24 protein-coding genes are annotated in these 21071 nt (G+C 47.6%); 18 read left to right on the forward strand and 6 right to left on the reverse strand.

Translation table 11 applies throughout. The features are described from left to right. From WC743_RS06360 to WC743_RS06385, 6 genes are all read left to right on the forward strand, one after another. On the forward strand, positions 1 to 1104 hold the full coding sequence (locus WC743_RS06360) for a ferritin-like protein (RefSeq protein ID WP_373011025.1): 1104 nt from the start codon (positions 1 to 3) through the stop codon (positions 1102 to 1104). A gap of 12 nt (positions 1105 to 1116) precedes the next feature. Further along, a complete protein-coding gene (locus WC743_RS06365) occupies positions 1117 to 1578 on the forward strand; it encodes an SRPBCC family protein (RefSeq protein WP_373011026.1) in 462 nt (153 codons plus the stop codon). Positions 1579 to 1588: 10 nt separating this feature from the next. Next, positions 1589 to 1993, forward strand: coding sequence for a hypothetical protein (locus tag WC743_RS06370; RefSeq protein ID WP_373011027.1), 405 nt, complete (start codon positions 1589 to 1591; stop codon positions 1991 to 1993). A gap of 672 nt (positions 1994 to 2665) precedes the next feature. Next, positions 2666 to 3118, forward strand: coding sequence for a pyridoxamine 5'-phosphate oxidase family protein (locus tag WC743_RS06375; RefSeq protein ID WP_373011028.1), 453 nt, complete (start codon positions 2666 to 2668; stop codon positions 3116 to 3118). Between the two features lie 89 nt (positions 3119 to 3207). Next, on the forward strand, positions 3208 to 3642 hold the full coding sequence (locus WC743_RS06380; RefSeq protein WP_373011030.1) for a hypothetical protein: 435 nt from the start codon (positions 3208 to 3210) through the stop codon (positions 3640 to 3642). After that, positions 3639 to 4484, forward strand: a complete 846-nt coding sequence (locus tag WC743_RS06385; protein WP_373011032.1) for a universal stress protein — start codon at positions 3639 to 3641, stop codon at positions 4482 to 4484. Before WC743_RS06380 ends, WC743_RS06385 begins: the two co-directional genes overlap by 4 nt. 59 nt (positions 4485 to 4543) lie before the next feature. Here the strand turns inward: WC743_RS06385 and WC743_RS06390 are convergent, their stop codons facing one another. Then, the gene (locus WC743_RS06390) at positions 4544 to 6325 is read right to left on the reverse strand and encodes a hypothetical protein (RefSeq protein WP_373011033.1); all 1782 of its coding nucleotides are present in this window, start codon (positions 6323 to 6325) and stop codon (positions 4544 to 4546) included. A 441-nt stretch (positions 6326 to 6766) separates the two neighbouring features. On the opposite strand from WC743_RS06390, the gene WC743_RS06395 reads away from it, so the two are divergent. From WC743_RS06395 to WC743_RS06450, 12 genes are all read left to right on the forward strand, one after another. Beyond that, positions 6767 to 9157, forward strand: a complete 2391-nt coding sequence (locus tag WC743_RS06395; RefSeq protein ID WP_373011034.1) for a heavy metal translocating P-type ATPase metal-binding domain-containing protein — start codon at positions 6767 to 6769, stop codon at positions 9155 to 9157. Next, positions 9154 to 9315 carry a cbb3-type cytochrome oxidase assembly protein CcoS gene (gene ccoS, locus WC743_RS06400; protein WP_373011035.1) on the forward strand — a complete coding sequence of 54 codons (162 nt, stop codon included), beginning with the start codon at positions 9154 to 9156 and terminating at the stop codon, positions 9313 to 9315. The genes WC743_RS06395 and ccoS overlap by 4 nt, the downstream gene beginning before the upstream one ends. Positions 9316 to 9402: 87 nt before the next feature. Further along, positions 9403 to 11529, forward strand: coding sequence for a cytochrome-c oxidase, cbb3-type subunit I (gene ccoN / locus WC743_RS06405; RefSeq protein WP_373011037.1), 2127 nt, complete (start codon positions 9403 to 9405; stop codon positions 11527 to 11529). Between the two features lie 8 nt (positions 11530 to 11537). Beyond that, positions 11538 to 11726 carry a hypothetical protein gene (locus WC743_RS06410; protein ID WP_373011038.1) on the forward strand — a complete coding sequence of 63 codons (189 nt, stop codon included), beginning with the start codon at positions 11538 to 11540 and terminating at the stop codon, positions 11724 to 11726. A gap of 2 nt (positions 11727 to 11728) precedes the next feature. Next, complete coding sequence (locus WC743_RS06415) at positions 11729 to 12622, forward strand: cbb3-type cytochrome c oxidase N-terminal domain-containing protein (protein ID WP_373011039.1); 894 nt, start codon at positions 11729 to 11731, stop codon at positions 12620 to 12622. A gap of 7 nt (positions 12623 to 12629) precedes the next feature. Continuing rightward, positions 12630 to 14003, forward strand: coding sequence for a cytochrome c oxidase accessory protein CcoG (ccoG, locus tag WC743_RS06420; protein WP_373011041.1), 1374 nt, complete (start codon positions 12630 to 12632; stop codon positions 14001 to 14003). Between the two features lie 4 nt (positions 14004 to 14007). Beyond that, positions 14008 to 14427, forward strand: coding sequence for a FixH family protein (locus tag WC743_RS06425; RefSeq protein ID WP_373011042.1), 420 nt, complete (start codon positions 14008 to 14010; stop codon positions 14425 to 14427). Then, a complete protein-coding gene (locus tag WC743_RS06430) occupies positions 14427 to 15116 on the forward strand; it encodes a sulfite exporter TauE/SafE family protein (protein WP_373011043.1) in 690 nt (229 codons plus the stop codon). Before WC743_RS06425 ends, WC743_RS06430 begins: the two co-directional genes overlap by 1 nt. A 403-nt stretch (positions 15117 to 15519) precedes the next feature. After that, entirely contained in the window at positions 15520 to 15870 is a 351-nt protein-coding gene (locus WC743_RS06435; protein ID WP_373011044.1) for a hypothetical protein, read from the forward strand. A gap of 21 nt (positions 15871 to 15891) precedes the next feature. Further along, on the forward strand, positions 15892 to 16614 hold the full coding sequence (locus tag WC743_RS06440) for a zinc-dependent alcohol dehydrogenase (protein ID WP_373011045.1): 723 nt from the start codon (positions 15892 to 15894) through the stop codon (positions 16612 to 16614). A gap of 5 nt (positions 16615 to 16619) precedes the next feature. Beyond that, complete coding sequence (locus WC743_RS06445) at positions 16620 to 16925, forward strand: zinc-binding dehydrogenase (protein ID WP_373011046.1); 306 nt, start codon at positions 16620 to 16622, stop codon at positions 16923 to 16925. Next, positions 16891 to 17091: a hypothetical protein gene (locus tag WC743_RS06450; protein ID WP_373011047.1), complete on the forward strand. Its 201-nt coding sequence runs from the start codon at positions 16891 to 16893 to the stop codon at positions 17089 to 17091. The genes WC743_RS06445 and WC743_RS06450 overlap by 35 nt, the downstream gene beginning before the upstream one ends. Here WC743_RS06450 and hemN read toward each other — a convergent pair. From hemN to WC743_RS06475, 5 genes are all read right to left on the reverse strand, one after another. Then, positions 17088 to 18452 (reverse strand): oxygen-independent coproporphyrinogen III oxidase, encoded by a 1365-nt coding sequence (gene hemN / locus WC743_RS06455; RefSeq protein ID WP_373011048.1) that lies wholly within the window; start codon positions 18450 to 18452, stop codon positions 17088 to 17090. The two genes, WC743_RS06450 and hemN, sit on opposite strands and share 4 nt — an antisense overlap. Positions 18453 to 18490: 38 nt before the next feature. Further along, the gene (locus WC743_RS06460) at positions 18491 to 18655 is read right to left on the reverse strand and encodes a hypothetical protein (protein WP_373011049.1); all 165 of its coding nucleotides are present in this window, start codon (positions 18653 to 18655) and stop codon (positions 18491 to 18493) included. A 12-nt stretch (positions 18656 to 18667) separates the two neighbouring features. After that, the gene (locus tag WC743_RS06465; protein ID WP_373011050.1) at positions 18668 to 19510 is read right to left on the reverse strand and encodes a universal stress protein; all 843 of its coding nucleotides are present in this window, start codon (positions 19508 to 19510) and stop codon (positions 18668 to 18670) included. A 476-nt stretch (positions 19511 to 19986) separates the two neighbouring features. Further along, complete coding sequence (locus WC743_RS06470) at positions 19987 to 20589, reverse strand: hypothetical protein (protein ID WP_373011051.1); 603 nt, start codon at positions 20587 to 20589, stop codon at positions 19987 to 19989. Further along, positions 20586 to 21059 (reverse strand): (2Fe-2S)-binding protein, encoded by a 474-nt coding sequence (locus WC743_RS06475; RefSeq protein ID WP_373011052.1) that lies wholly within the window; start codon positions 21057 to 21059, stop codon positions 20586 to 20588. Before WC743_RS06475 ends, WC743_RS06470 begins: the two co-directional genes overlap by 4 nt. Positions 21060 to 21071 lie beyond the last annotated feature (12 nt).

Consider the following 21071-nt stretch of genomic DNA (forward strand, 5'->3'; position numbering starts at 1 on the left):
ATGACGCTTAAGTTCGCACAACAGGATTATAACATTAAATCGAGCCAGCTTATCAATGCTGCCGATCCTTGTATCACCGATGCCATAGCGGTATTGACCAATGAGGCCCGGCTGGCTGAGTCAGCTGAAACCCGGCTCCTGAATTTAAAGACCGCCTTACAGCGGGCCGTGATGCTGGAATTTGCCACTATTCCTATCTACCTTTCCGCACTATGGTCTATCAAGGATAATTTGCACCCGGTGGCTAAATCCATCCGGAACGTTGTTCAGGAAGAAATGCTGCACCTGGCCCTGGCCAGCAATATGCTCGCCTCGATCGGTGGGGTTCCCAAAATATATGATCCGTCCGAAAACGGCCTGTCCTATCCTACGCACCTGCCCGGCGGCGTACATCCGGAGCTTTTCCTTGAATTATCCGGCCTGACCGACAAAACCTTAGATGATTTCCTGGAAATAGAATTGCCCCAGGATGGAGTCGAGTTCGGTGATTATCCCAGCCGTACAGCGGAAGCGCACGCGGAGAACGAGACCATCGGAGGGCTGTACGATGCCATTAACACCGAATTTAAAAGCCTGATGCCAAAAATGAGCCCTGACAAGCAGGTTTCAGGCCCCCTGTCCTGGTTTGTCGTGGACAATGTTCAAAAGATCGACAGCGCCATTCACTGGATCAAGGAACAGGGTGAGGGTTCTATCGGGAACGGACCGCAGAGCACCGGGCTTAGCAAGCTATCACACTTTTACCGGTTCTGGGAGATCCGAAAGCGTAAAAAGATTGAACAGGACCCTGCAACCGGCGATTTCTTTTTTGGCCGGGAAATGGCATTTCCGGAGGTATGGCCTATGGCTGTAGTTCCCCCGGGCGGTTATCAAAAAGAAAACGTCAGCCCGGAGGTATGGGAATTACTCGAGCGCTTCGACCACACTTATTCCAGCCTGATCAAACTGCTGGAAAGTGCCTGGGGTGATGGCGGGCAGGCCGCTTTATGGAAGGCCATAGAAGTGATGTTTGACCTGGAAAAATTTGCCCTACCCCTGATGCAGCTTCCTATACCCGGCGGTGAGGGTAATTACGGCCCATGTTTCAGATTAATACCGGTATAAAATCAACATCCAATGGAAAATAAAACCTATCAAAACTGGCGTGTGGTCTCTACCGTTCAACTTGGTGCATCAGCAGAAGAAGTATGGAAACTGGTTGGCGGCTTTTATATTCTGCCGCAGTGGCACCCGGATATTACTTTATCCGAAGTACCTGAAAAACAGCCGGATGAAAAAGAGATCAGGCGGGTGCTCACTTTCCCGGGACAGGCACCAACGGTAGAGCAGCTCGTATTCATGGATAATGAAAATTTTCATTATCGGTATAAGTGGCACGCCGGTCCCTGGGGTGAGCAGGTCCAGCAATATAAAGCCGAGATTAAAATATTGGAACTTGACGCATCAGGGAATTCCTGTGTAGTGCAATGGTCGTCAACCTTTTGGTATTTTGAAGACGCATTGACACAATTTTATAAAAACGGCTTTGACAATCTGTTAAAGATATTCGGGCCGGCAACACACACTAACCAACCTTAATCCAAACGCTATGGGCAGCTTTATTGAAATCAACGACACGCTACAGTTAACAACCGAGCAGGGTTTTCCGGAACACCTGCTCAACCTGGAAAAACATACCGGTGCTCCGGTGACCACCGAAGAAGTGAGCGATATGCTTTTCGAATTCAAGGACAAACCGAGTGCACGCATCTTCCAATATGATCCCTGCCGGGTTTACTATGTGCATAATATCGGCGGGAAGTGGTTATTCTGGGGAAGGGTGTTCATCCAGAGCCAAAGTATCTATAAAAAGCTGGGAGAGAACGGGGAATGGAAGGAAGGCGATTGGTTAACCTCGGGAACTTATAAGATCATCGATATTTACCCGCCCGATTATCAAAAAACATTCACCTTACATGAAGCGCCGCCAGACCGGAATTTTTTTATCCGATAAGGTTCGTTCCAGACTTTTATAAAACAATCCTAATTGTACTTGCCCTATTAAACTCCCTGGGTGCAGGGGCGCAGAAGATCAATAGTGCTTATGCCAAGGTGCTACAACAAAAGTATCCTTCTTTGAAATTCAATCTTTGTGCCGACACCCACCAGCACCGTCCGCTGGTTACCTATTATATTTACACACACGCGCACCACCTGCTGCAGCAGTACTAACGGTGCAGCAGGCGCCGGCCCGGTGGCAAACGGAAGAGATGACGGTCTACCTACCGTAAATCTATGGTGACCGATATACCGGTGCTTACCATCCCTGCCGTGCTCGGCTCGGGTTCCCTATCCTTTAAACCATAACAAGGCTCATGTGACACATAAAAATGCCCTTGTGCCGATAGCGGAAATGCCAGGCGCTACCGTTGTACTTATTCTACCGGCCTGTATTGAGGCAAACATGCTTTTTTATAAAAGATGATCAGGATCACATAAATAGGCTAACCGTCGTCATCTTCAGTATAGGTGTATCATTTAATTTTGTTAAACCCGGCGAATGAATGATTTCAGTTTCGGTAGATGCGGTGGTTTATTTTCTGGTAAGGTAACAGCCACACTTCTCGGAACCTGAAAACCGATTTCATTTTTTCGCTGACAAAATTCTTTTATGACTTTTAAAATCATGTTAGGTAAACTTAATGAAACCCAGATAGAAAATCTATTGAAGGAGCAGGTAATCGGGAGGATTGCCTGCCAGGCGAATGGTGATATATATCTTGTTCCTGTTAACTATGTATACCGTAACGGTTACATTTACAGCCATTCCGCAGAAGGGAAAAAGATCCGCATGATGCGCGAAAATCCCGAGGTCTGTTTCGAGGTGGACAATATCAATAGCGTTTTCCGCTGGCAAAGTGTCATTGCCAAAGGCACTTATGAAGAAATTACGGATGCCGAAGAAAAGCAGCAGGCTATGCAGGGCATTATCCACAGGATTATGCCATTGGTAACCAGTCCGACCAGTCATCCTTCACATGGTATCATCGAGAAGGATAGCGATGTCGGAACGACGGTAGAGTTGATCATTTACAGGATCAAATTGAGAGAAAAAACAGGGCGTTTCGAAAAAAATTAAAAACTTGTGAAGCGTACGCGGCGCCACAAGGCTGCTGGTGTTTCCCTTACATGATAATTGATAATTCTTTAAACTTAAAATCTAAAACCATGACAAATACAGCTCCCGATACAAAACTGGAAACCGAATTACAGGAAGTTTACATGCAGGCAACCCACTGGCTACAGGATATTTCCTTTCTGGAAACCGAAACGCAGTTTTTCAGGAATATAATTAAACGTTACCAACCACCAGCCGCCGTTCTTTCCCGAAGGGAGGAATTTGATGTAAATATCCAGGCCCAGGACACGCGGCTTGCAGAATTAAAAACCAAAATTCCGGAATTTATGGCTTTCCTCGAACCCTTTATCGGTGACTCAAAAAAAGTAATGAACCTGGATTTTCTTGACCGGTACAATGCACTTCAAAACGAGCTGGAAGCACTTTTTAACGCGTTACAGACGACCAAAAAGGAACTGTTTCATTACACTGAATCTCTTATGTCCCCTGTAAATCCGTCGGCTAACCTAAACCCGATAAGATGAAAACCATTGCTGTACTGACCGATTATTCTAAAAGCGCCGAACACGCGACGCAGTTCGCCTTCCATATGGCAAAAAAAATGAAAGCAAAAGTGCTTTTGTTCAGTGTCTGTGCTATCCCGTCTGCAAAGCAACTTCTCCTTGCAGGCGAACCGGAGCAACTCCCTGAATATGAACATGCCCTGGTTGATTTCGGTCGCCGTATGGCGCAGGACTTAGTCGCCTGTACTTTCCCGGGGTGCTATCTGCCGGAAGTAAACGTGGACTGCGACAGCTCAGAGATCGTGGATATCATGACGGCCATTATGCGCAATGAGGAAATATGCCTGATAGTTACTGCACCCACGGCAGAAAATGACCTGGCGACTTATATACTAAGTGATGCGTGCAACCGGATCATTGACTGGGCAACAGTTCCCGTGCTTGTTGTTCCCGAAACGGCACCACTACGATATTTTGAAAAGATCGCCTTTGCATCGCAGCTTCATGAAGAGGATATCTATTCGATTGCCGAACTCGGCAGCCTGCTGGAAAGTTTCGCGGCCGAACTGATGGTAGCGCATTTAAACAGTGATCCGTCAGATAACGGTATCCGGACTATCGAAGAAAAACTTAACCGCGATCTCTATAAAAAGGTGGACTGCGGTGGGGTATATTTTCGCAGTATAACAGATACAGACAAACAAAAAAATTGGGACTGGCTGAAAGCTAATAAGAGAACGGAACTACTGGCAGTGGTACAGCAGCCCAGAGAGCAAATGGCGCGATTCTTCGAAAGAGGGCAAAATGAAGAGGTTACCTCCCACCTTACCCTGCCGGTAATGATCTTACCTAAAAGGCCCTGAAATGATATAGTGATTTAAACAAAGGCGGCATTCTTATCGATGCCGCCTTTGTTGTATGGTCAGATCTTAATTCCAACCAGTTGGGCTTCAGACCTGGCTAACTCCCTGACCCAGTCCTGGAAAAGCTGGGAGGTCTGGCTGGCCGAATCGCCAAAAAGTGTCTGGTAATAACCGATACCCTCCTGCAATTGTAGCTTAAATTTGGTCAGTTGTTTCCTTTTTTTATCGGTCAATTCTTTTAACTGCGATTGCAAATCACGCTGCAGGTAATCGATATAAAGGTTCAGCTCCTTGATAAACATATGTGGGCGCGTGATCTTTTCCAGCAGGTCAGTGGTCCCGTAGATATGCTTAACCATTTCCTCCAGGCTGTAGCTCCGGGAAAAATAGGCCAGGTTTGGCCCCGGACATATGGCAACCGCTTTATTTTCACGGGGCTTAAGTATGTCATATTTGATATAGGCGGAAGCGCAAAGCCCCTCGCAAAGGCAAATTTTCTCCACTACGTTCTGATAGGCCTGTTCATACTCGTTTTTTGGCAGATCAGCAGCCGCTAATTGCTGCAACTTTAAATGCTGATATTCGCGGGATGCGGTACAGATGGGTTTTTCGGTAAATTCGGTATCCGTACATAAATATTTCTTCGTACAGGGGCTTCCGGGGTGGTTATTTTCCAGCCGTTTCAGGCGAAGTGATTCCGAGGTGCTCTTCTTGAAATTATTGAACAATATGCCCAGCGGCGATGCCCCGCTAACATAATAATCTTCTTCAGAGGCGTGTTCCAGTTCCTGCAGGGTTTCTTTGTCCACGTTGGTCACTTCAGGCACCAGCAGGAACGGGCTACCCCAGCCGGTCGTATCTACCTGGTAATGGTCCAGCAAAAATTCGTTTTCAGATGCGGTGCCGATCCCGCCCTGAACGCTCAACTTTTGAACGGGCGCCTGTGCGCAGCTGATCCCTTTTTCAACCAGCGCCTGCTGATAACCGGTAAATAGTTCATTCACCATTTCCTGACGCTTCTGTTTAAATTCTTCCAGGATAGGTCCAAGCAGGAACCCCTCGGTCGCGAAGGCATGGCCGCCGCAGTTAAGGCCGGACTCGACTCTAAACTCGGAAACCCATATCCCTTTTTTGGCCAGGAATTTGGCCTGAATGAATGCGGACCGAAAATCGCTTACTTTCAGGATAACCTTCTTACGGAGCTGTCCATCCGCCGAAGGATAAAAATCAGCAAAGGTTTCCAGGTAGCTGTACAAACGGGGGTTCATTCCGGCGGACATGATCACCGAAGACCGGAGGCTGCTCATGGCAAACCCCCGCAGTGCCGCCAGGGCATCAGTATTCTGTTCCCCGCTAGATTCGCCGGTCGCTGTGTAATTCATTTTATCGACCTTGGACATGATATTTACATCAATGGCCCCCGGCACCATTTCACTTTTCAGTAAATTCTGGAAATGCGTTTTTTGGGTACCCGGCGGATATTCGAGCATCAGGTCATAGCCTTGTCTTAACCTGGTATTTTCAGGTAGTAATTCAAAATAACGGCACAGATCATTACCCGCTTCGAATGGCATGGCTTTCAGCATATCGAATTGACTGGCAACAAGCCGGCCAACCAGGTCCAGGTACTGCGTGATACGCCGGGCACGGGCGTCTTCTTCCCTCTTATAAATGGGAACATAGGCTTCGCCATTAAGCTGCGCATGATATTGACGCATCCTCTCGATCAGATCGTCGTCAACAATGGACATAGTTGATGAGATGCCGTATCGGGCAATCTTTAATGGAGTATCAATTGAGTAGCCCAATCCTAAAACTGGTATGTGAAATGTATGGCTCATATTATTTTATTTAGCTGATCAATTTAATCCCCATTGCAATAAAACGCTCGTTAATGCGCGCTCGCACTCAAATCTAAATTCTCTGATAATTGCATTTGCGGCAAAGCTATCCTACGCAATCCGTTAAATAAATGACGCAGGTCATAAACCGCCGAAACAGCGATTATTTTATTCCCGGCCTGTTTACAGCAAGTTTGTATGGCCTGCATGCTCCTTGTAAAAGGCTATGAAATAAGGTTTTTTAAACCAGCTTTATAAGGGTATTTAGATTGCTGACCGTTATAGCCCTCTGCCAGTTCCCGCGAGCCGCAAATAAGAAGAAACAGTATCTATCCGAAAAAGCATCTCACTAAAGTGACGGGGATCACATTTTTTTAACCATCCGGGTCATTCCTGGACCATCGCCAATACATCATTTTTGGGCTAATAAAATCAAGGAAGATGCCGGAAACCCAAACGCATGTTAAAACCAGTTGCTATCACTGCGGTGATGAATGCCTCACCACAACCTATCAGAAAGATCATAAACAATTTTGTTGCCAGGGTTGCCAGAGTGTTTATACCATACTTTCCGGTGCCGGGCTTTGCAACTACTACAATTATAATGAGCATCCGGGAACGACCCGTATCCGGACAGATAAACGATTTGATTACCTGAGTGATCCCACCATACTGGCCGAACTGCTGGATTACACGGACGACTGGTTATCGATCATAACGCTTTATATCCCGCAAATCCATTGCAGTTCCTGTTTATGGCTGCTGGAGCAATTGAACCGTTTTAATCCGGCTATTCATTATTCCCGGGTAGACTTTCTAAAAAAACAGCTGGTCGTCCGGTTTGATCCGCGCGAATTCAGTCTCCAGCAACTTGTTGAATTGTTAAATGACGTGGGCTACGAACCGCTGATCAGTTTACAGGATATCATCAAAAAACAAAATAAAGCAGAAAAAGGCAACCTGGTACAAAAGATCGCCGTCGCCGGTTTTTGTTTCGGCAATGTCATGCTGCTCAGTTTCCCCGAATATTTCGGGCTATCTGCCTTCGAAGAATCATTTAAACATTTCTTTGGCTGGCTGAATGTATTATTTGGCATACCGGTGGTGTTTTACAGCGGATGGGGCTATTTTGCCTCGGCCTGGCACAACCTGAAAAATAAAGTCCTCAATATCGATTTCCCGTTGGCCTTGGGTATCGCGGTGCTGTTTATCAGGACCGCGGCCGAGATCCTTACCCATACTGGCGCAGGTTTCGCGGATACCTTATGTGGCTTAGTGTTCTTCCTGTTGATCGGTAAGTTCGTCCAGCAAAAAACCTATCACCACATTTCTTTTGAACGGGACTACCGTTCATTTTTTCCCGTTGCCGTTCAGGTCATGCAGGAAGGCAGGGAAAAACCCTTACCGCTCTCCGACCTGCTGACCGGGCACCGCATGGTGATCCGTCACAATGAAATTATTCCTGCCGATGCCATCCTGCTTCAGGGAGAGGCGCTAATTGATTTCAGCTTTGTCACCGGCGAAGCCGTTCCGGTCAATAAAACTCTGGGCGAGATTGTTTATGCCGGCGGCCGGCAGACTGGCGAGGCAATTGAACTGGAAGTGATCAAGCCGGTTTCCCAAAGTTACCTGACCCAGCTCTGGAACAACGAGGCCTTTACCCGCAAACAGGATAACCGCATGAAGACCTTTAATGAAAGGGTCAGTAAATATTTCACCATTGTCCTCATCACGATCGCTGTGGGAGCACTGCTGGCCTGGCTACCCTTTGATCTCCGGCGTGGGATTGACGCGTTCACGGCTGTACTGATCGTAGCCTGCCCTTGTGCACTCGCATTAAGCACGCCGTTCACCATGTCTGCGGCGTTGAGTATTTTCGACCATAACCTGTTTTATCTAAAAAACACCACGGTTGTAGAGCAAATGGCCCGTATTGATGCGCTGGTGATGGATAAAACGGGCACCATTACTACGGGCAGCAGTAAACGGATCGATCTGGGCGGGGAATTAACCGCCGAACAGCGACAACTGATCTTCAGCGTCTGCGCCAATTCGATACATCCCCTAAGCCGGATGATCTGCCAATATTTTGGCGACCTGGAAAAGCTGAAGGTTTCCGATTACAGGGAGATCGCGGGAAAGGGAATCACCGCCTGGGTCAACGGCCACCAGCTGTGTATCGGTAGCGGCGAATTGATCTTCGGTTATTTTACAGAATTGAAGTTGATGACCCGTGTCCACTTAATGATAGACGGGGCGTATCTTGGCTATTTCGGATTTTATCATGAATACCGCCAGGGTTTGAAACAGGTCGCTGAGCTGGCCCCGGCCTATTCGCTATACCTGTTATCAGGCGACCAGGACCATGAGCGCTCAGAATTGCTCCGGTATTTCCCGGATAACGGGCACCTGTTCTTCGGGCAGTCACCTCAGCAAAAACTTGACCGGATCGAAGCGTTGCAGCAACAGGGACTTAAAGTAATGATGCTCGGCGATGGCCTGAACGACTCGGGGGCATTGAAACAGAGCGACCTGGGCGTAGCGGTTACCGACAACGTGAATAATTTCTCGCCCGGCAGCGACGCGATCCTGGACGGGCGTGCTTTTCATAAGCTTCCGGCCTTCCTGCGCTTTTCCAAAGATACGGTAACGATTATCCATCTTTCGTTCCTGATCTCCTTAACCTATAACCTGATTGGACTCAGCTACGCAATTACGGGGCGCCTGTCGCCATTGGTGGCAGCGATCCTGATGCCGTTGAGCACCGTCACCATCATTTCATTCACCACCCTGGCCACCCATTTTTTCGCGAAAAGGAGAAAATTAATATGAGCATCATCTATTTCCTGATCGGCTGCAGTGTGCTTATGGCGCTGATCTTCCTGGCCGCATTCCTCTGGGCGCAGCACAGCGGGCAAAACGACGACCTGTATACGCCGGGCATGCGCATCCTGCTGGACGACGAAAACCAAAAGGAGGATAAAAAATGATCTCAATCACATTTATAGCCGTTTGTCATCATTCTGTAACCCGCGCGGCCGGGATAGTTTTACACCCATAAATAGCAACACATTTTTATGCAGCCTGAAAATTTTTACTATGACAACAAGATCGTCCGCAACTTCGGTATAGCCACCGTGATCTGGGGCATTATTGGTATGACCGTAGGCTTAATCGCAGCTATACAATTATACCATCCGGGTGCTAATATGCACAACCAGTTCACCACGTTTGGCCGTATCCGTCCGCTGCATACCAATGCGGTCATTTTCGCCTTCGTGGGCAATGCCATTTTTATGGGCGTTTATTATTCGCTTCAACGTTTGCTGAAGGCCCGGATGTTTAGCGATTTGCTAAGCAATATTCATTTTTGGGGCTGGCAGCTCATTATTTTTTCAGCGGTGATCACCTTGCCCCTGGGCTTAACCACTTCTCATGAATATGCGGAGCTGGAGTGGCCAATAGACATTGCCATTACTATTATTTGGGTAGTATTTGGCTGGAACATGTTCGGTACCATTTTTAAGCGCCGCGAACGACATTTGTATGTAGCTATCTGGTTTTACATTGCCACGTTTGTGACCATCGCGGTACTGCATATCGTTAATTCTGTAGAATTACCGGTATCGGGTTTTAAAAGCTATATGGTTTACGCAGGCGTTCAGGATGCCCTCGTACAATGGTGGTACGGGCATAACGCGGTTGCATTCTTCCTGACTACGCCTTACCTGGGTATGATGTATTACTTCCTGCCTAAAATGGCTAACCGCCCCATCTATTCCTATAAATTAAGTATCCTGCACTTTTGGGCGCTCATTTTTATCTATATCTGGGCAGGCCCTCATCACTTGTTATATACTACTTTACCGGACTGGGCACAGTCATTGGGCGTAGCCTTCTCGATCATGCTGATCGCACCCAGCTGGGGCGGTATGATCAACGGCCTGTTAACGTTGCGTGGCGCCTGGGATAAGGTGCGTGACGACGTTGTTCTGAAGTTTATGGTGGTAGGCTTAACGGCTTACGGTATGGCCACATTTGAAGGCCCCCTGCTATCGCTTAAACAAGTGAACGGTATTGCCCACTTCAGCGACTGGATAGTTGCCCACGTGCACGTTGGCGCTTTAGGCTGGAACGGTTTTCTAACTTTTGCTATTCTGTACTGGCTGATCCCGCGTATTTATAAGACCGAATTATTCTCTAAAAAACTGGCTGCCTTCCATTTCTGGGCTGGTACGCTGGGTATCATTTTCTATGCGGTACCAATGTACTGGGCCGGCTTTACCCAAAGCCTGATGCTGAAGGAGTTTAACGCCGACGGCATGCTCAAATATCCGAACTTTCTGGAAACCACTCTACAAATCCTACCTATGCACGTGATGCGCTCCGTAGGTGGTGCCATTTACCTGTTAGGGGTAATTGTGATGGCCTATAACCTGTTCCGTACCATGAAACAGGGGAGCCTGGTAGCCAACGAAAGCGCTCAGGCCATGCCACTGGAACCGGCACATATTGTTGTGAAAGAGGCCTCATGGCACAGAACGCTGGAGCGTAAACCGGTACAACTCATGATCCTGGCCTTATTGGTGATCCTTATAGGCAGTTTTATTGAATTGATGCCTACATTAACCATTTCATCAAACATACCAACCATCGCGAGCGTAAAACCCTATACCCCGCTGGAGCTTCAGGGCAGAGATGTCTATATCCGTGAAGGCTGTTCCAACTGTCACACGCAAACGGTAAGGCCTTTCCGTTCGGAAACCGAACGTTACGGAGAATACAGTAAGGCAGGTGAGTTTGTTTATGATCACCCGTTCCTTTGGGGCTCAAAACGTACCGGGCCGGACCTGGCCCGTGAAGGCGGAAAATATGGCAATGCCTGGCACTATAATCACCTGATGGACCCGCGTCTGATGTCGCCGGGAAGTATCATGCCTGAATATGGCTGGCTGCTTACCCAAAAGCTGGACACCTCATCTACCGCGGCCAAGATCAGGGGGATGCGCACACTGGGGGTTCCTTACCCGGAAGGTTACGATAAGACAGCCAATAACGATCTGGATAAACAGGCAGAAGAGATAGCTGATAACCTGCATGCCGATCACATCAAAGTTAAAAAGGATAAAGAGATCATTGCCATTATCGCTTATATACAGCGACTGGGAATGGATATTAAAGCTAACAAAACCGCCCAAAAATAATTACGACCATGTTTAAACAATTCACCGAAAATATATCAGGCCATCAGGGTTACCTGCTTTTTTCACTGGGGATATTCCTTGTCTTTTTCATCGTAGTGACCATTATGCTGGTTCGCCTGCGCAAGACCCATATAGAGCACATGAGTGGTTTACCGCTGCGTGACGGAGACGAAATCCAATCATCAAATCTTTCCTGATCATGAACAAGCTATTAATTATTCCGGCTTTAATTACGTTTATCCAAACCGCAAGCGCGCAAAGCGACAGTATGATCAGCGGAGAAATGAAAAATTATATCGGCTACGGTGCTATTATATCGATGCTGCTGCTGTTCGTTGTCGTGTTCTTAGTGCTGTTAAGGGCCTTTAAAACGATGGCGCGTGTAATTCTGCGTCTGCAGGGTTATACCCATGCGGAGATCACAGCAGCCATGGAGCCGGTCAAAAAAGAAAAAAAGACAAAGAAAGAAGATGTATGGATTAAACTGCTTTCTCTTAAACCTATGTCTGAAGAAAAAAGCATCCTGATCGAACATGACTATGACGGCATCCAGGAACTGGATAACCCGACACCTGCCTGGTTTATGTGGCATTTTTATGGCACCATTGCCTTTGGCCTTTGCTATATGCTCATATACCATGTTTTCGGCGTTGGGCAATTGCAGTATGACGAATACAAAACCGAACTGGCACAAGCCGATATTGCTAAAAAGATATACTTAAGCAAAGCCGCCAACCGTGTGGATGAAACAACGGTGAAGCTGGTTAGCGATGCTGCAACGCTAACTTCCGGCAAAGCTATTTTCACTCAAAATTGTACGGCCTGCCATGGTGCCAATGGCGAAGGTAGTGTAGGGCCTAATCTAACAGACGAATACTGGCTGCATGGCCACAAGATCAACGATCTGTTTAAAACGATCAAGTATGGAATAGCGGCTAAAGGAATGCCGACCTGGGAAAAACAATTATCGCCCAAGCAGATCTCAGATGTGTCCAATTACGTCGAATCATTGAAAGGCAGCAAGCCTGCAAACCCTAAAGCGCCGCAGGGTGATAAAGAAGTGCAAACGGACAATAAACTGGCCTCAAAATAAACGTATCATGAGTGGACTACTGACGGCAAGGGAAACGGGTGAACGAAAATGGATGTATCCGCTCCTGCGTAAAGGCATTTATTATAAATGGCGTTCGGCCATCAGTTACGTTTACCTGGCTTTCTTTTTTGCGGGTCCGTTTATCCGCATTGGCGGGGAGCCGCTTTTGCTGCTCAATTTTATGGAGCGGCACTTTGTGATCCTGGGCCAGGTTTTCTGGCCCCAGGATATTTTCCTCTTTATGCTGGCCTCGCTGGTATTCCTGGTTTGTGTGGTCTTGTTCACGATCGCTTTTGGCCGTATGTTCTGCGGCTGGATCTGCCCCCAAACGGTTTTCATGGAAATGGTTTTCCGGAAGATCGAGGAATGGATCGAAGGTGATGCCAACAAGCGCAAAAAACTGGATGCCGGCCCCTGGACAAATGCTAAGGTCGTTAAGAAAGCCGGCAAGCATGTGCTTTTTATCCTGGTCTCTTTTTTAATTGCCAATACCTTCCTTGCTTATTTGATCGGCAGCGAAAACCTGCTGAAGATCATCACCGAACCGATCGCCCTGCATTGGATAGGCTTTGCCAGTATCTGGCTATTCACTGCCGTGTTCTATTTGGTTTACAGCCAGGTCAGGGAACTGGTTTGTACCGTGATCTGCCCCTACGGCCGGTTACAAAGTGTACTGATCGATGAGCATACGCTGGTTGTTGCTTATAATGACGTGCGGGGTGAACCTCGAGGGAAACTGCAGAAAACTGCCGATCCCTTCGATCTGAAAGGTGACTGCGTGGACTGCGGCCTGTGCGTTTCGGTTTGCCCGACGGGAATTGATATCCGCAACGGTACACAAATAGAATGCGTGAACTGTACCGCCTGTATAGATGTTTGCGATGAGGTAATGGAAAAGATCCATAAACCCAAAAACCTCATCGGCTATTATTCCGAAAATATGATCCGCGTGAAAGAGAAACCCTCCTTCACTCTGCGGATGAAAAGCTATGCGGCGGTCATTACGATAATGATCGGTGTGCTGTGCTATTTTATTTTTAGCCGTAGCGATATGGAAATGACCGTCATGAGGGGCGCGGGAATGCTTTATCAGGAACAGCCCGGGGGTTACATCAGCAATATCTACAATGCCGAGATCATCAATAAAACCAATGAAAACAGGGATATCCTGATCCGGCCGGACGATCCGGCCATAAAGATCAAATACATTCAGGCACCGGGTAAGGTGGCTAAGGGAGGAATGGTAAAAGTCATGTTCTTTATCATGATACCGGCATCACATATACATACCGCCAAGACAGATGTACGCTTGCAGCTTTATACCGGGCATCAACTTAAACAAACTATCAGCACCTCTTTTGTAGGTCCTGTAAACGATTAAAATTATGAACTGGGGAAAAGGAATTATTGCCGGAATGATCATTTTCATGCTGTTTATTTTAAGCATGTGTATCTATATGTTCCGGATGCCAAAAGATGAGTACGATCATCAGTATTACGAAAAAGGCCTGAGTTTTAACCAGGACTACGCCAAAGAACGGCAGGTGCTGGCAGACCAGGCACAACCACAGATCCGGGTCACTGGCGCGGAAGTAACAATTGCTTTCACGGGACCGGCGAAAGGTACCGCCAAATTCATCCGCCCCTCGAGTGCAGCGATGGACAAGACCTTTAATATCCAGACCGGCGCAGAGAAAACCGCTCTGTTGCCGGTGGGTTCCCTGGCCAGGGGACGCTGGCGTATCCTGCTGGAATGGGAAAGCGGGAGCAAGAATTATTTGTATGAAAAGGAGGTAGCACTGTGATGTCGGCCAATCAGATCGCTTTTTATATCGGCTTATTTGGAAGCGTTCATTGTATCGGCATGTGCGGCCCGCTGGCGTTCGCTATCCCGTCCTTCCATAGCCGGTGGTGGATGGTGATTGCTGACAAATTGATCTACAATGCCGGCAGGGTCATCAGCTATACGCTCCTGGGGTTCCTGATCGGCTTGCTGGGCAAACAGCTCTGGCTGGCCGGCCTGCAGCAAAGTGTCAGTATCATCAGCGGGCTGCTGATCATTGTAGCGGGCTTTTCAAGAATATTCAAAATAAAATTCAGCCAAAGCCGGTTCATGCCGTTATTGTTAGGACCCGTTCACAAAACGATTCACTATGCGCTGAACCACCGGGCGGGGCACCTGGTTGTTGGCGTGCTGAATGGATTCCTGCCCTGCGGCTTTGTTTACCTTGCCCTTGTCGGGGCGGTCAACACTTCCTCCCCTGTCGCTTCGGCCCAATATATGTTCTGGTTTGGCGCAGGCACATTTCCGCTTATGCTAATCGCCACGATAGGTTCCGGTTATATCGGGCCGGTTTTTCGCCGGCAGATCAACAAAGGGATGCCCTACCTGATGATTGCCCTGGGCTGCTGGTTCCTGCTTCGCGGCCTGAGCCTGGATATTCCATACCTGAGCCCGGCGAAACAAAAAAATGGTGTCGCCATTTGCCATTAGCCCCGTTGCAGGTCGGGTAATTCATAATCGGCTTTTCGGCTTTTATCGGTAATGCCAGTCGCTTATACGTTCTGCAGATAGAGTTCGGTATATCGTTTGAAGTTCTTTATTAAAAAACGCAATTCCCGAAAAGCTGTTTTCGATCAGTTCCCCAAACGTAATATCGGTGTCGATAATTTTATTGGTGGAAAGTTCAATACTGTAATTTTCAGGCGCATTAGGTTTGCCATAATCAATAGCATTTGTTGATAAGCGGAGATTAATATTTCTTAAAGTTCCCCTGGGGTTAGGTTTATATTTAAATAGGAATATAAATGACTGATGTCACCTATACCAATGCTCTTCATCATACCTGGCTAAGCCGGATCCGGCCATATTTGTATCATCATTAAACAACACAATTATGTCAACAATAACAGCATCTGCCGGATGGAACGACAAAGCGGCAGCAAGATCCGGTTCAAACAGCCTGACCAATAAATGGACCGCTTTCATGGAAAACCAGTCTAAAAGCAAAACGGTTTGGTTTATGGTGTCTCTGGTCGTGCAGGGCGTATTCTTTCTGCCGGAACCCGCCGTACTTATCTATTATTACAATGCCCCGGTGGCCGTGCTGGCGGTTACACTGACCCTTTTCTTTGCCAATATCATTGCGGGCATGGGGGGCGCAGGAATTAAAACGCTGCTATGGCTTTTCGCATCCAGTATCCTTATTCACCTGCTGATGCTGCTCACCTGTACCCTTTTCAGTTAACGCATTTTTAATACGATCGGCATGATACCCAAAAAAATGAAAGCGGCAGTGATCCGTGAATTCGGCGCACCGTTACAAATTGAAAAAGTGGCAGTAAAAATGCCCCTTGCTAACCAGATTCTCGTAAAGGTGATCGCCTGCGGCGTTTGCCATACCGACCTGCATGCCTGCAATGGCGACTGGCCGGTAAAACCCCGGCTACCCCTTATTCCTGGCCATGAAGCCATTGGCTTTGTAGCTGCTTTGGGCAGCGATGTGAAGGACCTTAAAGAAGGCGATATCGTAGGTGTTCCGTGGCTGCACAGTGCCTGTGGCTGCTGTGAATTTTGCATTACCGGCTGGGAAACTCTTTGCGGGACGCAGCAAAATGGCGGCTATAGTGTTGACGGCGGATTTGCAGAATATGTACTGGCCGATCCCAGGTACGTAGCACGTTTCCCCGAAGGGATCAATTTTACCGAAATGGCGCCGATCATTTGTGCCGGAGTGACCGTGTATAAAGGTTTAAAAGAAACCGAAACGAAGCCCGGCGAATGGGTCGCCATCTCCGGAGTCGGCGGCCTGGGCCACCTGGCTGTCCAGTATGCGAAGGCAATGGGGATGCATGTGGCCGCGATCGATATTGCAGATGATAAACTGGCCCTGGCCACCAGGCTTGGTGCAGACCTGGTCGTGAATGCCAGCCAAACAGACCCGGGCGCCTTTTGCAAAAGGAGACCGGGGGTATGCATGGTGTATTGGTAACGGCCGTGTCACCTATCGCTTTCCAGCAGGGCATTTCCGCCCTTCGCCGTAAGGGTACGATCGCCCTGAACGGGTTACCCAAAGGAAATTTTGACTTATCAATATTTGAGACGGTTCTGAACAGGTACACAGTACGGGGATCTATCGTCGGCACGCGTAAAGATATGCAGGAAGCCATTGCTTTTGCCGTAGAAGGAAAAGTAAAGGCTATCGTCCATTCCGCAAAGCTGGAGGAAATCAACCAGATTTTCGACGATATGAAAAAAGGCCTGATCGATGGACGGGTCGTACTGGAGATCGCTCAACCCTGAAACGCTTCATGAGATTGCTATAGAATGCAGGGGGAAATTTATTGCCGCAGGCAGGGAACACCTGCAGCTGGTTGAAAGCCATAATGATTCCCAGTTACTTACCCCAATATTAAAGGCAGTGGTTACAGCGTGCACAACTGCTGTAGCCATTGCCTTTGCCGTTTAAACGGCCATGCTGAATAATTGCGTAGTAGGCTGCGCGGCCCACAAACGGGCATCCAGACACATGCAGATATTGCGGAGAAAATACTTACCAAGCGGTGTGACCTTAAGTCCGGACCGGCTGAGCTCGACCAGCCCATCTTCTGCCAGCGCCTGTAGCCTGGCCACCCCCTCCTCCTCCACTGCTTCCGGGTAGCGGTTCCATTGCGTTTGACCTTTACACATAATGTCCAGGATATGCCTGCGCAGCACCAGGTCCGCTTCGCTCAGCAAGTGGCCCTTCATCAGGGCAAATCCACCGGCATTGGTCAGTGCCAGGTATTCTTCCACCGTTTTTACATTTTGTGCAAAACCATACCAGGAATCGCCGATGGAAGAAACGCCGAGGCCGATCAGGAGCTGGGTGTGCTCCTGGGTGTAACCCATAAAGTTCCGGTGAAGTTCTCCTGACTGTGCTGCTTCAAGCAATTCATCCCCGGGCAGGGCAAAATGGTCCATACCGATCTCCATATAGCCGTAGCTGGTTAGCAGGCTCCTGCCAATCTTGTGCAGCTTGGCCTTTAATTCGGGGGCGGGTAGGTCAGCCTCAGTAAAACGGCGCTGTCCGGGTTTGATCCAGGGCACATGCGCATAGCTGTAAAAAGCGATCCGGTCGGGATTCAGGCCACCGACAATGTTCATGGTATTGACCAACCCCTCGAGGCTTTGGAGCGGAAGCCCGTAAATCAGATCGTAGTTAACCGATGTGTAGCCAATCTGACGGGCCTGGAGCGTTACCTCCAGCACCTGTTCAAAGCTTTGCTGCCGGTTGATAATGAACTGCACCCTGGGGTCAAAGTCCTGGATGCCCAGGCTCAACCGCCGGAAACCGAGGTCAAACAAAGTCTGTAAATGATCTCTGGTGGTATTGGCCGGGTGCGCTTCAAAGCTAAATTCCGCTTTTTCATGAATATGCACGCCCTCAAGCAGGCCATCAATTAACCGGTGCAGGTTGTTTGCGCTGAAGAACGTGGGGGTGCCGCCGCCCAGGTGGATCTCCCGTATAACGGGTATTTCGCCAAACAGGTTACGGTAAGCACGCCATTCTTGTAACACAGCAGCAATATAGGGTTCCTCTACGCTGTGGTTCTTGGTGATCCTCGTATTGCAGCCGCAATAGGTGCACAAATTTTCACAAAAAGGCAGGTGAATATACAAACTGATACCGGAAGCCTGGTTGCTTTCGTCGAAAGACATTCTAACGGAATCTTTCCATACACCTTCGTTAAAGGTCTGATTGTCCCAATACGGCATGGTCGGGTAGCTGGTATAGCGCGGAACGGCAACATTGTATTTGCCGGTAATTTTTTTAAGCAATTTTTCCATAATCAGGGATGAACGGTATTTTCGGGTTGAGGAGAATTTTACATTTTTTTGCGCTGGCACGGGCCTTGCCTTCCGGGATCTGATATTTTATCAGAAGCCAGCTGGTTCACTATAGATGCTTTCCATACGCTCGTAATTTTTGAAGTGCCATATCCTGATACCGTCAGCAACACCAGAATTGTTATAAACTTTGCATTGTTCATGCCTTTATCTCGTTATCGGTAATGGGCAATGAATAATGGAATGGAGAGTTCTTCCTGCATTAGTTTATCCGCCATACTGCTTTTGAACCATCTGGAAACTACGCCCCGCTGGTAAGCACCCAGGACGACTAAAGTATTCAATTCAGCTTTTTTCAGATACGAAATAATTTCCGTTTCAGGATTTCCAAAAAGAATCTTATACTGCGCTTTCGGATAGTGGCAACGGATAAATTCCCTTATCAACTGTTTTTCCGGCAGCTCCTGCTGGGTCTCATCTTGTGATACATAAATAACCTCTGTTTCCAGTTCGCGGAGAAAAGGCAGAAGATAGTTGAACATTTTTACCGCATATACAGAAGAAGGGCTACCATCGTAGAGGAGAATCACTTTCTGAATATCGGTGTACTTCTGCGGAACTACCATTACCGGGCATTGCGCTTCGGCAAGGAGGTCGCAAATAAATGCTGTCGGGGGAGCTTCTTTAGCGTTATTGACGGTCTCATGGGCACCAATGAGCAAAAGATCGCTGTAAATGCTTTCTTTGACCAGATCATCAAGCGCAAAAACCTTGTCATGGTGAATTGCACATTCCACCTCAATTTGCTGGCACTGCTCCCGGAACCGGGCGGCAGCATTCCGGCGTGTCTCCCTGTCCTTTTCCAGCAAGTGCCTCAATTTTACTTTGGATACGCCCTGGCTGCCAACCATATCAAAAAGGTGAAAGCTATGATACAGAAAGCTTTCCAGAAAAACACCGGTTAACAGGGCATTGTTGTCAGCTGCCATCCTGATTGCATACTTCATCGTCCCTTCAGAAAATTTCAATCCGTCAAACGCGGCACTTAACTTTTTCATAATTTATATCTTAATGCACGCTCGTCAGCACCAAACTGGGATGGTTTAAAGAGCTATTGTAAAATTAAATTGAAGTAAGTTAATATGCACTGACGGCCGGCACTTTAAAGCGTGATCTTCGTCACGATAGCGCAAAAGGCAGTAATATCACCCTGCCAGCACCGCAACGCTGTCCTTTGCCTCCCTTAGCGTTTATAAAGATGAGTATCGATACTGTTGTCAAACGTATAAGGATAATAACACCACGCGGATGCCAACAGCGTGAATATAAATTTCAATGAAGAAGTTTCTGCCGGGATGTAATATGAAAATTGATTTATACGAAACTTGATAGATCTCATTTACCACTAAAAGAAAAAAAGCCTGTAAATCAATAATTTACAGGCTTTTTTTCGTTGCATTGGACGCAGTATTAGGCTAATGACACTGAGTGCAAAAACCAACATTCAGAAGAGAAAGTTTTAGCTTCCTCTTTTTTATTTGGATTCGGGAGCATAAGCTCCGTTTTTGATCCAAGTGATCCATGCTTTCTTAAACGCTGCATGGCTCATCGGTGGAAGTGTTCGCCCCTCACCGGGGTTCCATCCTGCCTTGACTAATCCATCGTCCGCATGTTCTATTAACTGCTGCAATGTTTTATGTCCGTTTGTCTTAGGGTTCACTAACTGTTTGGCCAACTGATTTGAAGTCCTTCCCTGGAAAACCATTTTCATATTTGCAGGAGGCAGATGCCAATTAGGATTCCCTGGAGGTTTATTCAACCCCGCTACATTTGTCGGCTGATGGCAGTTGGAACATTTCATCGCATATAAACCTTTACCCTCTACACCTCTCTTGGGAAACATAGTATGCAAATGGCTATCGTCTCCTTGAAGTGGCACATCTCCGGAAGGATGGCAATTCATACAACGGGCGCTCATTAGTACAGTATACACTTGTTTGAAAGCCGTTACAGAAGCTAAACTATCTTTTTTAACTACAACTAAGGGGGCGATTGTTTTTGAAGTATCCAGGCTAAAAGCCATTATGGCAACCATGATCAGCAAAGTGCCTATTACAGCAAGGGATCTCTTTTTCATTTCCCTGAGGTCTCCTTCCCTTGCAGTTCTGACGCTAAATGAATGGCTTCACGTATGCGCAGATAAGTACCGCAGCGGCAAATGTTGCCCGCCATGGCGTTATCAATATCCTGGTCTGTAGGTTTTTTATTTTCCTTGAGCAGCACAGCAGCCGACATGATCTGCCCGGCCTGGCAGTAACCGCATTGAGACACATCTAACTCCAGCCAAGCCTTTTGTAACGGGTGGGCGTTAGTTGCAGACAGGCCTTCTATAGTTACTACTTTTTTTCCTTCGGCACGGCTTACTTTTGTAACGCAGGAGCGAACAGCTTCACCGTTCAAATGTACTACACATGCACCGCATTGTGCCACTCCGCAGCCATACTTTGTCCCCACAAGACCAATGATATCCCTTAGTACCCACAGCAGCGGCGTATCAGGGTTTGCATCAACTTTGTAGGTTTTCTTATTAATGTTTAGTGTGATCATAATTAAAATATT

This window comes from Mucilaginibacter sp. (assembly GCF_041660805.1).
Taxonomy (GTDB): Bacteria; Bacteroidota; Bacteroidia; order Sphingobacteriales; family Sphingobacteriaceae; genus Mucilaginibacter.

Bases quoted from the DNA above. Each gene is read 5' to 3' on its own strand.
- WC743_RS06435 (WP_373011044.1), top strand. From the start codon at position 15,520: ATGTCAACAATAACAGCATCTGCCGGATGGAACGACAAAGCGGCAGCA.
- WC743_RS06385 (WP_373011032.1), top strand. From the start codon at position 3,639: ATGAAAACCATTGCTGTACTGACCGATTATTCTAAAAGCGCCGAACAC.
- WC743_RS06395 (WP_373011034.1), top strand. From the start codon at position 6,767: ATGCCGGAAACCCAAACGCATGTTAAAACCAGTTGCTATCACTGCGGT.
- WC743_RS06360 (WP_373011025.1), top strand. From the start codon at position 1: ATGACGCTTAAGTTCGCACAACAGGATTATAACATTAAATCGAGCCAG.
- ccoS (WP_373011035.1), top strand. From the start codon at position 9,154: ATGAGCATCATCTATTTCCTGATCGGCTGCAGTGTGCTTATGGCGCTG.
- WC743_RS06380 (WP_373011030.1), top strand. From the start codon at position 3,208: ATGACAAATACAGCTCCCGATACAAAACTGGAAACCGAATTACAGGAA.
- WC743_RS06450 (WP_373011047.1), top strand. From the start codon at position 16,891: ATGGACGGGTCGTACTGGAGATCGCTCAACCCTGAAACGCTTCATGAG.
- WC743_RS06370 (WP_373011027.1), top strand. From the start codon at position 1,589: ATGGGCAGCTTTATTGAAATCAACGACACGCTACAGTTAACAACCGAG.
- WC743_RS06375 (WP_373011028.1), top strand. From the start codon at position 2,666: ATGTTAGGTAAACTTAATGAAACCCAGATAGAAAATCTATTGAAGGAG.
- WC743_RS06475 (WP_373011052.1), bottom strand. From the start codon at position 21,059: ATGATCACACTAAACATTAATAAGAAAACCTACAAAGTTGATGCAAAC.
- WC743_RS06430 (WP_373011043.1), top strand. From the start codon at position 14,427: ATGTCGGCCAATCAGATCGCTTTTTATATCGGCTTATTTGGAAGCGTT.
- WC743_RS06425 (WP_373011042.1), top strand. From the start codon at position 14,008: ATGAACTGGGGAAAAGGAATTATTGCCGGAATGATCATTTTCATGCTG.
- WC743_RS06415 (WP_373011039.1), top strand. From the start codon at position 11,729: ATGAACAAGCTATTAATTATTCCGGCTTTAATTACGTTTATCCAAACC.
- ccoN (WP_373011037.1), top strand. From the start codon at position 9,403: ATGCAGCCTGAAAATTTTTACTATGACAACAAGATCGTCCGCAACTTC.
- ccoG (WP_373011041.1), top strand. From the start codon at position 12,630: ATGAGTGGACTACTGACGGCAAGGGAAACGGGTGAACGAAAATGGATG.
- WC743_RS06365 (WP_373011026.1), top strand. From the start codon at position 1,117: ATGGAAAATAAAACCTATCAAAACTGGCGTGTGGTCTCTACCGTTCAA.
- hemN (WP_373011048.1), bottom strand. From the start codon at position 18,452: ATGGAAAAATTGCTTAAAAAAATTACCGGCAAATACAATGTTGCCGTT.
- WC743_RS06410 (WP_373011038.1), top strand. From the start codon at position 11,538: ATGTTTAAACAATTCACCGAAAATATATCAGGCCATCAGGGTTACCTG.
- WC743_RS06390 (WP_373011033.1), bottom strand. From the start codon at position 6,325: ATGAGCCATACATTTCACATACCAGTTTTAGGATTGGGCTACTCAATT.
- WC743_RS06465 (WP_373011050.1), bottom strand. From the start codon at position 19,510: ATGAAAAAGTTAAGTGCCGCGTTTGACGGATTGAAATTTTCTGAAGGG.
- WC743_RS06470 (WP_373011051.1), bottom strand. From the start codon at position 20,589: ATGAAAAAGAGATCCCTTGCTGTAATAGGCACTTTGCTGATCATGGTT.
- WC743_RS06460 (WP_373011049.1), bottom strand. From the start codon at position 18,655: ATGAACAATGCAAAGTTTATAACAATTCTGGTGTTGCTGACGGTATCA.
- WC743_RS06440 (WP_373011045.1), top strand. From the start codon at position 15,892: ATGATACCCAAAAAAATGAAAGCGGCAGTGATCCGTGAATTCGGCGCA.